At 69.8% G+C, this 12857-nt stretch carries 11 protein-coding genes and 1 tRNA gene; 5 read left to right on the plus strand and 7 right to left on the minus strand.

Annotation, left to right across the window (positions count from 1 at the left end; translation table 11 throughout):
* Window positions 1–24 precede the first annotated feature (24 nt).
* From AC5WAM_RS20675 to AC5WAM_RS20695, 5 genes are all read left to right on the plus strand, one after another.
* Window positions 25–222 (plus strand): hypothetical protein, encoded by a 198-nt coding sequence (locus tag AC5WAM_RS20675; RefSeq protein ID WP_495523617.1) that lies wholly within the window; start codon window positions 25–27, stop codon window positions 220–222.
* Between the two features lie 144 nt (window positions 223–366).
* On the plus strand, window positions 367–1623 hold the full coding sequence (locus AC5WAM_RS20680; protein ID WP_495523471.1) for a helix-turn-helix domain-containing protein: 1257 nt from the start codon (window positions 367–369) through the stop codon (window positions 1621–1623).
* Window positions 1624–1811: 188 nt separating this feature from the next.
* On the plus strand, window positions 1812–2276 hold the full coding sequence (locus AC5WAM_RS20685) for a hypothetical protein (protein ID WP_495523472.1): 465 nt from the start codon (window positions 1812–1814) through the stop codon (window positions 2274–2276).
* Window positions 2276–2485, plus strand: coding sequence for a hypothetical protein (locus AC5WAM_RS20690; RefSeq protein WP_495523473.1), 210 nt, complete (start codon window positions 2276–2278; stop codon window positions 2483–2485). Before AC5WAM_RS20685 ends, AC5WAM_RS20690 begins: the two co-directional genes overlap by 1 nt.
* Complete coding sequence (locus AC5WAM_RS20695) at window positions 2478–2945, plus strand: hypothetical protein (protein WP_495523474.1); 468 nt, start codon at window positions 2478–2480, stop codon at window positions 2943–2945. The genes AC5WAM_RS20690 and AC5WAM_RS20695 overlap by 8 nt, the downstream gene beginning before the upstream one ends.
* 294 nt (window positions 2946–3239) lie before the next feature.
* On the opposite strand, the gene AC5WAM_RS20700 is transcribed toward AC5WAM_RS20695, so the two are convergent.
* The 7 genes from AC5WAM_RS20700 to recF all read right to left on the minus strand — a co-directional run bounded on the left by AC5WAM_RS20700 (window position 3240) and on the right by recF (window position 12753).
* Window positions 3240–4232 carry a hypothetical protein gene (locus tag AC5WAM_RS20700; protein ID WP_495523475.1) on the minus strand — a complete coding sequence of 331 codons (993 nt, stop codon included), beginning with the start codon at window positions 4230–4232 and terminating at the stop codon, window positions 3240–3242.
* A 672-nt stretch (window positions 4233–4904) separates the two neighbouring features.
* A tRNA-Ile gene (locus AC5WAM_RS20705) sits at window positions 4905–4978 on the minus strand.
* 324 nt (window positions 4979–5302) lie between these two features.
* Complete coding sequence (locus tag AC5WAM_RS20710) at window positions 5303–6016, minus strand: DUF3566 domain-containing protein (protein ID WP_366796167.1); 714 nt, start codon at window positions 6014–6016, stop codon at window positions 5303–5305.
* Window positions 6017–6034: 18 nt separating this feature from the next.
* Window positions 6035–8620 (minus strand): DNA gyrase subunit A, encoded by a 2586-nt coding sequence (gyrA, locus tag AC5WAM_RS20715; protein ID WP_366796166.1) that lies wholly within the window; start codon window positions 8618–8620, stop codon window positions 6035–6037.
* A 56-nt stretch (window positions 8621–8676) separates the two neighbouring features.
* Window positions 8677–10773: a DNA topoisomerase (ATP-hydrolyzing) subunit B gene (gene gyrB / locus AC5WAM_RS20720; protein ID WP_495523476.1), complete on the minus strand. Its 2097-nt coding sequence runs from the start codon at window positions 10771–10773 to the stop codon at window positions 8677–8679.
* Between the two features lie 286 nt (window positions 10774–11059).
* Window positions 11060–11632 (minus strand): DciA family protein, encoded by a 573-nt coding sequence (locus AC5WAM_RS20725; RefSeq protein WP_366796164.1) that lies wholly within the window; start codon window positions 11630–11632, stop codon window positions 11060–11062.
* The gene (gene recF / locus AC5WAM_RS20730) at window positions 11629–12753 is read right to left on the minus strand and encodes a DNA replication/repair protein RecF (protein ID WP_366796163.1); all 1125 of its coding nucleotides are present in this window, start codon (window positions 12751–12753) and stop codon (window positions 11629–11631) included. Before recF ends, AC5WAM_RS20725 begins: the two co-directional genes overlap by 4 nt.
* Between the last annotated feature and the right edge of the window lie 104 nt (window positions 12754–12857).

The raw sequence follows: 12857 nt of genomic DNA on the forward strand, positions 1-12857 counted from the left end.
GAGTTGGCCGAGTTGCGGCGGACGATGGAGGTGGGGTTCGCCGAGCAGCGTGGGCAGCTCGCGCTCTTGGTGCAGCGGGGCGAGCAGACGGACAAGGCTCTGGATGAGCATGAGCGGCGGCTGGACGCGCTGGAGCGCGGTCGGTGGCCGCTCCCGACGATCGCGGCTCTCGCCGGGGTGATCGGAGCTGGGTCCGGCCTCTTCGCGCTGCTCGCTCGCTGAATTGCCTCCTCTCGCCTTCGGGCGGGGGGAGGCCTTTCGTCATGCCGTGGGGCGGGCTGGGGTCAACAGCGAAACGGCCCCCGCACACGCGGGGGCCGTCAGGCGTACCGTTCTGAGTGTCGAGCTCTGAACGGAGGCACCAGTATGCCCGAGACCACCGACACCAATCCGGTACCGCAGCTCACCTTCGGCCAGCGCGTGCAGCGCGCCCGCACCCGATCCGGCCGGACCCGCGCCTACGTGGCAGACGTCATGGGCCACTCAGTGGAGTGGGTCAAGGCCATCGAACGCGGCGCGATCGGAATGCCCCGGCTGCCCAAGCTCCTGAAGCTCGCCCAAGTCCTGGGCGTTGAGGACATCACCGAACTCACAGGTGACGACCGCATCACGGCCGCCACGTACACGAAGGCCGAACACGGCGAACTGCCGCTCATCAAGCAGGCCTTGACCCGGTACCGACTGGCCCCGGCGGACCGGCAACCGGAGCCCGCAGATGTACTGTCCGCGCGGCTGCGTCAGGTGTGGAAGGTGTGGCACGCCCGCGATGAGCGGGCCGGGAACCAGACGATCGGGCACCGAACCCGTATCGTCCAGATGCTCCCGGCCCTGCTGGACGACGCCCGGCACTCTGCCCGGATGCTGGAGGGCGCGGACCGCCGCCGCGCGCTGGTGGCCGAGGCCGAGGCAAACCACCTCGCGCAGCTCTTCCTCAGCTTCCAGCCCGCCCCGGACTTGGTCATGCTCACTGGTGACCGTGCCATGACCGCTGCCCAGGACGCTGACAGCCCGCGCGCGATTGCGGCCGCCGCCTGGTACGTCAACCACGTCCACCGCGACGCTGGCGAGGCTGCCGAGGCCCGCGTCGACCTCGCCGAGCAGGCCGCCGCCCTGCTGTCCAGCAAGGAAGACCCCGATCACATCGCGCGCCGCGGCTTGTTGTATCTCGCCGTCGCCCTGTCCTACGCGAAAACGGGGCAGGCAGGCGATGCGTGGCGGTACTGGGACAAGGCGGAGGCAGCTGCGAAGCGGCTTGGTGACGACTACGCGCACCCGTGGCTGATCTTCGGCCGGGGTGTCGTCGATGGCTACGCGATCACCATGTACAACGACTTGGTCCAGCCCGCCAAGGCCCTTGATGTCGCTGACGAGCTGGATCTGCGCACGATCCCTTCAGCCACGCGTCGCTCGTACCACCTGATCGAGACCGCGCGGGCCCACACCCTGCTCGGGGAGAGTGCAGCGGCCGTGGCCTACCTGAAGAAGGCGCGCGACGAGTCACTGGAAACGATCAAGTACAACCTTTTCACCCGTGGCGCGCTGCCCGGCCTGGCGAAGTCGGGACCACGGATGGTGCGGGAGGACGCTGCCAGCCTCGCGCAGGAACTCGGCGTACCTGCCTGATCGCCTAAGGGGTAGGAACCGTACCCCTGCCGGAGGGGGTACGGACCCTACCTCTGCTCTGGTCGAACCCCTCTTACCGTCGCCAATACACCTGATCAGCGACGACAGGGGCAGATCGTGGACGCCACTCAAGAGAGAGCCGTATCGCAGCGGCTGGCCGAGGCCGACCCGCGTCCGGAGGCAATCCGGTGAACACGCAGGCGGAGAACAGACTGATCGCTGACTGGCTGGCCCAGGCTCACCCGCTGCCGAGCAAGGCCCGCCGCGAGTGGTCGGACGCGTACGTCGCGATGATTCCGCTCGGGCGGCGCTTCGACGCGGTACGCGTACCCGCGCAGCGGATCCACGCCGCGGTCGCCAGCGAGGAGCCCGCCACGGTAGCAACGGCGCTGCGGGACTGGCTGCGGGGCCCGGTGATCCGGGACCTGCGGAGCCCCTTGGGCGCGTACTACTTCCTGGTGACCCCAGGCGCGGAATGGGACGGACCGGAGGCCCGCCTGAGCACCGGCACCTACCTCGGCGTCCCCCGTGTGGGGCACATCGCGTACCTCATGACCTGGGTGGTGCCGCCGGAGCATCCCGGGAACCTGTGTGACGTGACGGCGCTGCGCACGCTGCTCGCCACGGCCGATCCGCTGCGGACGGTGGGCTGATGATGACCGGGCTCGACGACCACGAGGACCGCCAGGAACCCAGGGGCCCGTACGAGGCCTACCGCGAGCACCTGGACACGTGCCCCCGTCGGCACTTCGGCATCCTCGCCGACTGCTCCGAAGGTGTACGTCTGCACGCCGCCTGGATCGAGGGCGACCGCACGGCCGCCACGCCCGCGGGCCCGGCCCGGGGAGGCCGGGATGGCTGATCTCAAGCCGGTGGTGCTGCTCGCCGCCCTGCCCGAGGTCGGCATGCTCGACGCGGCGCAGCTGTCCGGCGCCGCGTGCGTCTGGTGCGAGTACGAGTTCCATCCCGGCGAGGGGATCGATCTCGGCAGCCCCGGCCCCTTCCGGCCCCACGGCTGCTTGCTCTGCTGCGAGGTCAGGACGAACTCCCTGACGACGTACCTCGCCTGGTACGACCACGAGGTCACGTGCCGCCGGTGCCCGTTCGGTCCGTGCGACGAAGGCCGGGCCCTCGGCGCGGCGCATCTGGCCGTGCGGGAACGGGCAGGTCACCCGGCGATACGCTGCGCGGCCTGCTGGAGCTCCATCGCGCCCGGCGAGCCGCTCCGCCCGCACTTCTGGCGAGAAGAGCCCTGGCCGATGTTCGGCTACCTCCACGCGCGTACCTGCCCGGCCTCCGCGAGCCGCCCGACGGCACCGTAGCTGCGGGAGCGGCGTGATGTCCGTCCGCCGTCCCCGCTCCGCGCTCGGCCCTCCGACCGAGCGCGACCGCCCGGTCCTCCCCTGGGGGAGGACCGGGCGGTTTACTGTGTGCCAGACGCCCCCTGCCGTGTGATCCGGCAGGGGGCGCCCTTCCGGCCAGCGCGCCTCCCGAGCTTGCTGACCGGGCCTGTCTTGGGGTTGTCCGTCAGGCCGTCGGAATCTTCACGTCCGGCCTCCCCACCAGGCACTCTACCCAGCACAGGGGTCGTTCTACATCCCCAACACGGCGAGTGTTCAGGGGAGTTCACGCTCGGGCGTACGCCCCCACCAGATCATCACCTGGTACATGGAGGCCATCCCGAGCGCCTCGCGCAGCTCGGCCAGGGCCTTATGGACGGCTCGCACCGAGATCGGCGGCGTGAGGCGCCGCGCGGCCTGCTGCTGGGAGTACCCAGCCTCCAGCTCGCGCAGGATGCGCCGCTGGAGTTCCGTGCTGGTGACCCGGTTGGCCGCAGGGTCCAGGTCCTGCCAGCGGGTGGCCTGCCACCAGAACATGTCGTAGACGGCGCGCGCCCAGGCGACGACCGCGCGGTCAGTGACGTGCCAGCCTGCGTCCGGCTCGCTGTGCTCCTCGCTCAAGACGTTGTCGATGAAGAGGTGCTGCCCGTCGACGATGACCATGCGCGGGACGCGGGCCGTCGTGACGCGGGCCTCGCCTCCGGCCTCCAGGAGCCGGGCGACGTACTCCGCGGTGGCCTCGTCGGTCAGGGCCGCCGAGTTGTACAGGGCCCGGTGGGTGATGCCCTGGCTGAGGGCCTTCCGGCCGCGCTGGCGGCCGAGCTTGCGCACTGTCGGGTCACGCTTCTCCGGCGGGGCGGGCTGGGAGGTGCACAGCTCGGTACGGGCGGTCTCCAGGACCGAGCCGATGCGGCCGTTCATCTCCTCCCCGGTCGCCAGGAACTCGCTGCCGGGGCCGCTGTACATACGGTGGGGCTCGAAGTGCCCGGCAAGCAGCTCCAAGGCCGGCAGCTGGTGGAGGCGCTCGACGGTGCGGTCCAGGAGTTCGTGCTCGGCGCTCATGAGGCGGCGGGCGACGGTGTGGGGGTCGCAGGCGATGAAGCCCGCGGGGAGGTGGGGCGCTCGCTCCACGAGGCCGAGGGTCAGCAGCCGGTGGGGCTCCCAGCCGTCAGGGGGCGCAGCTCCGGCGGAGATGTCGGCGTAGGCGGTGAGGTCGAGCGGTGTCAGGCCCAGTTGGGCGAATGCTTTGTCTCTGGCTGCGTCGTCCAATCTTCCCCCCTGTGAACTCGTGAACTTCCCGCATATGCAGGTTTTCCCGCGTCATGCCCCCTTGGACCCGGGTCAGGATCGTGTCAGCCTACGGGTCTGACAGGGCCAGGGGAACGTTTCTGCACGGAGGTGGCACATGGTCAGGGTTCGCGTGCTCTTCGCGTCCGCACTGCTTGCCGTTGCGGCGTCCGTGGGGGCCGCTGCGGCGGTCATGGCGGCTCCGGCCTCCGCCGATGACACGCCCGTGTGTTGCCGGGCGGCGGACGGGGGCGCCGTTCAGGAGCAGCCCTCTGCGCCGCCTACACAGAAGGGTGACCCCGGTTGGGGATGACCTAGACCCCGGTTGGTTGCTCGGCAGAGTACTGATCGGCTGGGTGGGTGCTCGGGAGGCCCCAGCCGGTCCGGTCGGTGCTCGGGAGGGCTCCAGCCGGATGGCAGTGCGCCCCCGCCGGACGAAACGGCGGGGGCGCACTGCTGCTGCCACAGTAGAGGCGGCATGCGGGATTCCGCACTAGCAGGTTCCTGCAAGATCATCAGGGGGCGTGTTGAAGAGGCGCCACGGCTTCGGCCTGTGGGGTTCCGGACGAATTCTGGCTTCTCAAGATCAACAAATGTAGACGCCCGGTAGATCCTGAAGATCTACCGGGCGTCTCACCTGGCCTCGGGCCGTTGTGGGGCTAACAGGATTTGAACCTGTGGCCTCATCCTTATCAGGGATGCGCTCTAACCAACTGAGCTATAGCCCCGCCGCGCTCTGCGGGATGTCCCGCGCGCTGACCTCTGAAGATTAGCGCACGTGGGGGCCAGTCCCAAAATCGATAGCCGAGGGACTGGTGACCACGCCCTCGCGGGGGCGGGCGCATGTCGGCCGGGCCGCGCCGCCCCCTGGGCCGACAGCCCCGTCACGAGCCGATCGGCCACCCGCCGGGAGCCCCGACGCCCACGCGGAGCCCCGAAGGCCGCGCGGCAGGCCGCACCGGAGCCGCACAGCGCGCTGCCGGGGTCCCTGGGCAGTGGGACCCCGGCAGCGTACGGAGGCGCGGCGGGAAGCGCGCGACGGGCGGAAAGGGCTACTCGTCCTCGGCCAGCGTCAGTTCCACACCGCCGACGAAGCCCGCCGAGAGGTTGTAGATGAACGCGCCGAGGGTCGCGAGGGCCGTGGCGAGGACGACGTCGATGACCGCGATGATCGAGGTGAAGATCAGCACGCGCGGCAGCGACAGGAACGCCTGGAGGTCGAAGCCGTTGGACTCGTTCGACCCCGTGGCCTCGGAGATCGTGCCGCCGACGGTGGAGAAGACGCCCATGGCGTCCATGACCATCCACAGCGTCGCGGCCGCGACGATCGTGCAGATGCCGAGCGCGATGGACAGCAGGAAGCTGACCTTCATCACCGACCAGGGGTCGGCCTTGGCCACGCGCAGCCTTGCCTTGCGCGTGCGCGGGGTGGTGCGCGCCCCCGTGCGCGGACGGCGGACCGCACCGGCCGGCGCCGCCTGGTAGGCCTGCGGCGGGTGGTACGGCTGGGAGCCCTGCTGCTGGGGCGGGCGCTCACCGGGCAGGGCGCTGGATCCGCCCCCCGCGGACGCGCCCTTCTTGGCAGGCCCGCCCTTGGCGGGGGCCTCGGTCTCGGACGTCTGCGTGCCGCGACCTCGGGTGTCTGTCACAGTCCCCCCCTGGGATCCATGAGACTCGTGGGAGTCGTCATCAGTGGCGGAGCCACGGGCACCATCCTTGCCGGTTCCACGCGATCCAGCCGCTCCGGCGCCCGGGGCTCCACTCACGATGACTCACTCCTCGCGCTACTCGGCCGGGGACGGTGTGCCCTCGTCCGTACCGACGGCCGGAGTGCCGTCGGACGATTCGTCGACCCCGTCGACTTCCTCGGCCTCGCGCCCGGCCTCGGCGTTACGAGCGATGCCGACGACGGCATCGCGCTTGCCCAGGTTGATCAGTTGGACGCCCATGGTGTCACGGCCCGTCTCCCTGACCTCGTTGACTCGCGTGCGAATCACACCGCCGGAGAGGGTGATGGCGAGGATCTCGTCGGTCTCCTCGACCACCAGTGCGCCGACGAGCTCACCACGGTCCTCGACGATCTTGGCGGCCTTGATGCCGAGACCACCGCGGCCCTGGACGCGGTACTCGTCGACAGGCGTCCGCTTCGCGTACCCACCATCGGTGGCGGTGAAGACGAACGTACCCGGCCGGACCACATTCATCGAGAGCAGCTGATCACCGTCGCGGAAGCTCATGCCCTTGACGCCGGAGGTCGCGCGGCCCATCGGACGCAGCGCGTCATCCGTAGCGGTGAACCGGATCGACTGCGCCTTCTTGCTGATCAGGAGCAGATCGTCCTCGGCGGACACCAGCTCCGCGCCGATCAGCTCGTCGTCCGAACCGTCGTCCGTCTCGCGCAGATTGATGGCAATGACACCGCCGGAGCGAGGCGAATCGTAATCCTTCAGAGGCGTCTTCTTGACCAGACCGCCCTTGGTGGCGAGCACCAGGTAGGGCACGGCCTCGTAGTCGCGGATCGCGAGGATCTCGGCGATCGCCTCGTCCGGCTGGAAGGCGAGCAGGTTCGCGACGTGCTGGCCGCGCGCGTCCCGTCCGGCGTCCGGGAGCTCGTACGCCTTCGCGCGGTAGACACGGCCCTTGTTGGTGAAGAACAGCAGCCAGTGGTGCGTCGTCGACACGAAGAAGTGGTCGACGATGTCGTCCTGCTTCAGCTTCGCGCCGCGCACGCCCTTGCCGCCGCGCTTCTGCGAGCGGTAGTCCTCCGTCTTGGTGCGCTTGATGTAGCCGCCGCGCGTGATGGTGACGACGATGTCCTCTTCGGCGATCAGGTCCTCGATGGACATGTCACCGTCGAAGGGCACGAGGGCGGAGCGACGGTCCTCGCCGAACTTGTCGACGATCGCGGCGAGCTCCTCGCTGACGATCGCGCGCTGCTTCTCGGGCGAGGCCAGGATCGCGTTGTACTCGTTGATCTTCTGCTGGAGCTCGTCGTGCTCCTGGATGATCTTCTGGCGCTCCAGGGCGGCAAGCCGGCGGAGCTGCATCTCCAGGATGGCGTTGGCCTGGATCTCGTCGATCTCCAGGAGGCCCATCAGGCCCTCGCGCGCGACGTCGACGGTGTCGCTGCGCCGGATGAGCGCGATGACCTCGTCGATGGCATCCAGGGCCTTGAGGAGGCCGCGCAGGATGTGGGCGCGCTCCTCGGCCTTGCGCAGCCGGAACTTCGTGCGCCGGACGATGACCTCGATCTGGTGGCCCACCCAGTGCCGGATGAACGCGTCCAGGGAGAGGGTGCGCGGCACGCCGTCGACGAGCGCCAGCATGTTGGCGCCGAAGTTCGTCTGGAGGTCCGTGTGCTTGTAGAGGTTGTTCAGGACGACCTTGGCGACCGCGTCCCGCTTGAGGACGATGACCAGGCGCTGGCCCGTGCGCGAGGACGTCTCGTCGCGGACGTCGGCGATGCCGCCGACCTTGCCGTCCTTCACCAGGTCGGCGATCTTCTGCGCGAGGTTGTCCGGGTTGACCTGGTAGGGCAGTTCCGTGACCACCAGGCACTGGCGGTTGTGGATCTCCTCGACCTCGACGACCGCGCGCATCGTGATGGAGCCGCGCCCCGTGCGGTACGCCTCCTCGATGCCCTTGCGGCCCACTACGAGGGCACCGGTCGGGAAGTCGGGGCCCTTGATGCGCTCGATCAGGGCGTCGAGCAGCTCCTCGTGCGAGGCCTCCGGGTGCTCCAGGGCCCACTGCGCGCCCGCCGCGACCTCGCGGAGGTTGTGCGGCGGGATGTTGGTCGCCATGCCGACCGCGATGCCCGCCGAGCCGTTGATCAGCAGGTTCGGGAAGCGGGACGGCAGGACGGTGGGCTCCTGGGAGCGGCCGTCGTAGTTGTCCGTGAAGTCGACGGTCTCCTCGTCGATGTCCCGGACCATCTCCATGGACAGCGGCGCCATCTTGCACTCGGTGTAGCGCATGGCGGCCGCGGGGTCGTTGCCCGGGGAGCCGAAGTTTCCGTTCGAGTCCACCAGGGGCATGCGCATCGACCACGGCTGCGCGAGGCGGACGAGCGCGTCGTAGATCGAGGAGTCGCCGTGCGGGTGGTAGTTGCCCATGACGTCGCCGACGACGCGGGCGCACTTGTAGAAGCCCTTCTCGGGGCGGTACCCGCCGTCGTACATCGCGTACAGGACGCGGCGGTGCACGGGCTTGAGACCGTCGCGGACGTCCGGCAGCGCGCGCGACACGATGACGGACATCGCGTAGTCGAGGTACGAGCGCTGCATCTCGGTCTCGAGCCCGACGGGCTCGATGCGCACCGTCTGGCCCTCGCCGTCCTCGGAAGGGGTGGGGTTGTTCTCGTCGGCCATGGCCGGTCAAGATCCTTTCGTACGTCAGTCAGCAGCCGTCGGGGTGCCTGACCGGCTCAGATGTCGAGGAAGCGGACGTCCTTGGCGTTGCGCTGGATGAACGAGCGGCGCGCCTCGACGTCCTCGCCCATGAGGACCGAGAAGAGGTCGTCGGCCTGGGCGGCGTCGTCGAGGGTGACCTGGCCGAGCACGCGGTGCTCGATGTCCATCGTGGTGATGCGCAGCTCCTCGGCGTTCATCTCGCCGAGACCCTTGAAGCGCTGGACCGAGTCGTCGCGGATCCGCTTGCCGTTCTGGCGGCCGAGCTCGATGAGCGCGTCGCGCTCGCGGTCCGAGTACGCGTACTCGAAGTCGTCCTTGCCCCACTTGATCTTGTAAAGCGGCGGCCGGGACAGGAAGACGTGGCCCGCCTCGACGAGCGGACGCATGAAGCGGAACAGGAACGTCAGCAGCAGGGTGTTGATGTGCTGGCCGTCGACGTCGGCGTCCGCCATCAGGATGATCTTGTGGTAGCGGAGCTTCTCGATGTCGAAGTCCTCGTGGACTCCGGTGCCGAAGGCCGAGATCAGCGCCTGGATCTCCTGGTTCTGGAGGATCTTGTCGACGCGGGCCTTCTCGACGTTCAGGATCTTGCCTCGGATGGGCAGGATCGCCTGGTACTCCGGGTCGCGGCCGGACTTGGCCGAGCCGCCGGCGGAGTCACCCTCGACGATGAAGATCTCGCACTTCGTCGGGTCGTTCGACTGGCAGTCGGAGAGCTTGCCCGGCAGGGACGCGGTCTCCAGGAGGCCCTTGCGGCGGGTGAGGTCACGCGCCTTGCGGGCGGCCACGCGCGCGGTGGCGGCCTGGATGCCCTTGCGGATGATGTCCGCGGCCTCGTTCGGATTGCGGTCGAACCAGTCCGTCAGGTGCTCGTGCACGACCTTCTGGACGAACGTCTTCGCCTCGGTGTTGCCGAGCTTCGTCTTGGTCTGGCCCTCGAACTGGGGCTCGCCCAGCTTCACCGAGATGATCGCGGTCAGACCCTCGCGGATGTCCTCACCCGTGAGGTTGTCGTCCTTCTCGCGGAGCAGCTTCTTGTCGCGCGCATAACGGTTCACCAGACCGGTCAGCGCGGCGCGGAAGCCCTCCTCGTGGGTGCCGCCCTCGTGCGTGTGGATCGTGTTGGCGAAGGAGTACACGCCCTCGCTGTACTGCGAGTTCCACTGCATCGCGATCTCGACCGAGAGCATGCGCTCCTTGTCCTCGGCCTCGACGTCGATGACGGTCGGGTGGACGACCTCGCCCTTGCGGGAGTTGAGGTACGTCACGAAGTCGACGATGCCGCCTTCGTAGTGGTACGTGACCGAGCGGACCTCTTCGGCGGTGTCGTCGGTGGCCTCGGCGGAGTCGGCGCCCGCCGTGGCCTTGGCCGACTCGCGCTCGTCGGTGAGCTTGATCGTCAGGCCCTTGTTGAGGAAGGCCATCTCCTGGAAGCGCCGCGCCAGCGTCTCGAAGGAGTAGACGGTGGTCTCGAAGATGTCACCGTCGGCCCAGAAGGTGACCGACGTGCCCGTCTCGTCGGTGGCCTCGTGCCGCTCGAGCGGTGCCGTGGGGGCACCCCCCTTGTAGTCCTGCGTCCAGCGGTAGCCGTCGGTCTTGATCTCGACGGACAGCTTGGTGGAGAGCGCGTTCACCACGGAGACACCCACGCCGTGCAGACCGCCGGAGACGGCGTACCCGCCGCCGCCGAACTTGCCGCCCGCGTGCAGCACCGTGAGCACGACCTCGACGGCCGGCTTCTTCTCCACCGGGTGGATGCCCACCGGGATGCCTCGGCCGTTGTCGATCACGCGCACGCCGCCGTCGGCGAGGATCGTGACGTCGATGGTGTCCGCGTGCCCGGCCAGGGCCTCGTCGACCGAGTTGTCGACGACTTCCTGCACGAGGTGGTGCAGGCCGCGCTCGCCGGTCGAGCCGATGTACATGCCGGGCCGCTTGCGGACCGCGTCCAGACCCTCGAGGACGGTGATGGCGCTGGCGTCGTAGGCCATGCCCTCGCCGGAGGCCTCGATGGCCTCGGGGGGTACGGCGCCGTCGCCGGCGGCAGTGGACGGGATGTTCTCGTTGGGGTTGCCGGAATCGGCCACGAAGCGCCCTTTCTGGCACAGCACAAAGCCAAGCTCCCGGCGCTGGCCGGAGCGGCTGCGGCGTGTTGCGTTGGTAAGCCTGGTTCAGCTCTTGCTCAGCTTCTCCCGCTGCTCCCCACGACTGGGGCGGGATTAGCTTCCAGTCTACCGGTAGCGCCGACAGTGATGGGGGTTTGCCGGTACCTGAGTCCGCATGTGCCGCCCTGAACCGGCATCAGCCGACTCCCCATATGCGCCCCCGGGCTCTAAGAGGCTCACAGCGGCACTCAGCGCTTCGGGCGGTCAACCCCCAGCTACCGACCGGATCTCGTCATCCGTAGGTGTCGCCGGGACCCGTGCTGCCGGGCGCCCGCAAGGGCCCGAAGCGGCGTGCGGGGCCACCGGGTCCGAGGACCTTGATGAGGCGTACGGTGCCGTGCCCGAGGTCCTCGTTCAGGCGCGCGACCAGCTGCGGAGCGAGCAGCCGCAGGTTCGTCGCCCAGGCCGTGGAGTCGCACTGCACGGTCAGGACGTGCTCGTTCTCGTCGTACCGCTGCGGTACGCAGTGCTTGGCCAGGTCCTCGCCGACGATCTCGGGCCAGCGGCCCATCACGCCGCCGACGGCCGCCGGGGTCTCCCAGCCGCGCTCGGTGATCAGCCGGTTGATGGCGGAGCCGAGCGGCAGCGGATCGCGCCCGTCGGAGCGCGCGCCCGAGCGCAGGCCGCCGCGCCGGGCCTGCTTCTTCTGGCGGGTCGCGTCCCCACGCGCGCGTGCCTGCTCCTTGGCGGCGCGCAGGGCCACGCGGGCGAGGTCGACCCCGGAGGGCTCGGGCGGCGCGGGCCTGGGCGCCCCGGCGGGCTCCGCGGGGCGGTCGGGCTTCGACGCCTTGCCGGGCTCGGTCATGCGCGTTCCACCTCGCCGCCGGACACGGCGTACCGCGCGCCCGCCAGGACACCCGGTACGTCGTCGTCCACGGCGGCCGTGACCAGGACCTGCTCCCCGGGGGCCACCAGTTCCGCGAGCCGCTCGCGGCGGCGCGCGTCCAGTTCGGCGAAGACGTCGTCGAGGACGAGGACCGGCTCATTGCCCTCGGCCCGGAGCAGGTCGTACGAGGCGAGCCGCAGCGCGAGCGCGTAGGACCACGACTCTCCGTGGGAGGCGTATCCCTTCGCGGGCAGCTGGCCAAGTTTGAGTAGGAGGTCGTCCCTGTGGGGTCCCACGAGGGTGACGCCCCGCTCGATCTCCTGCTTGCGGGCCTCTCCCAGGGCGGCGATCAGCTGCTCGTAGAGCTCCTCGCGCGCGTGGCCGACGATTCCGGCCGAGGAGGGCTTGTAGTCGAGGCCGAGCGGGCCGCCGCCGGGTGCCAGCTGTTCGTACGCCTTGTCGGCGAGCGGCTGGAGCGCTGCGATGAGGTCGAGCCGCTGGGCGAGCAGCTCGGCGCCCGCCTGGGCGAGGTGCTGGTCCCAGACGTCGAGGGTGGACAGGTCCATGGAGCGGCCGCCGTGGCGCCTTGCGAGGGCGGCGGACTTCAGGAGCGTGTTGCGCTGCTTCAGGACGCGGTCGTAGTCGGAGCGGACCGCCGCCATGCGCGGGGAGCGGGCGGTGATCAGCTCGTCGAGGAAGCGCCGCCGCTCTCCGGGGTCGCCCTTGATCAGGGCCAGGTCCTCCGGGGCGAACAGGACCGTGCGCACGATGCCCAGCACGTCACGAGGCCTGACCTGCGAGGATCGGTTGATGCGGGCGCGGTTCGCCTTGCCCGGGTTCAGCTCCAGCTCGATGAGCTGCTGGCGCTCGCCCTGCCGGACGGCGGCCCGGATGACGGCCCGGTCGGCGCCCATGCGCACCAGGGGCGCGTCCGAGGAGACCCGGTGGCTGCCGAGCGTCGCCAGATAGCCGACGGCCTCGACGAGGTTGGTCTTGCCCTGGCCGTTCGGCCCCACGAACGCGGTGACGCCCGGGTCGAGCGGAACTTCGACCCGGGCGTACGAGCGGAAGTCGGCCAGGGACAGGTGGGTGACGTGCATGATGTGGCGCCGACCTCCCCCGGCTTACCTGCTGTGGCTAGGGGCCGCCGTGGCCTGGGTGCCGACGGCCCGCCCGCCGCGGCCCACCGCTGTCCACACAGGCT

This window comes from Streptomyces sp. JLYT201, assembly GCF_059448825.1.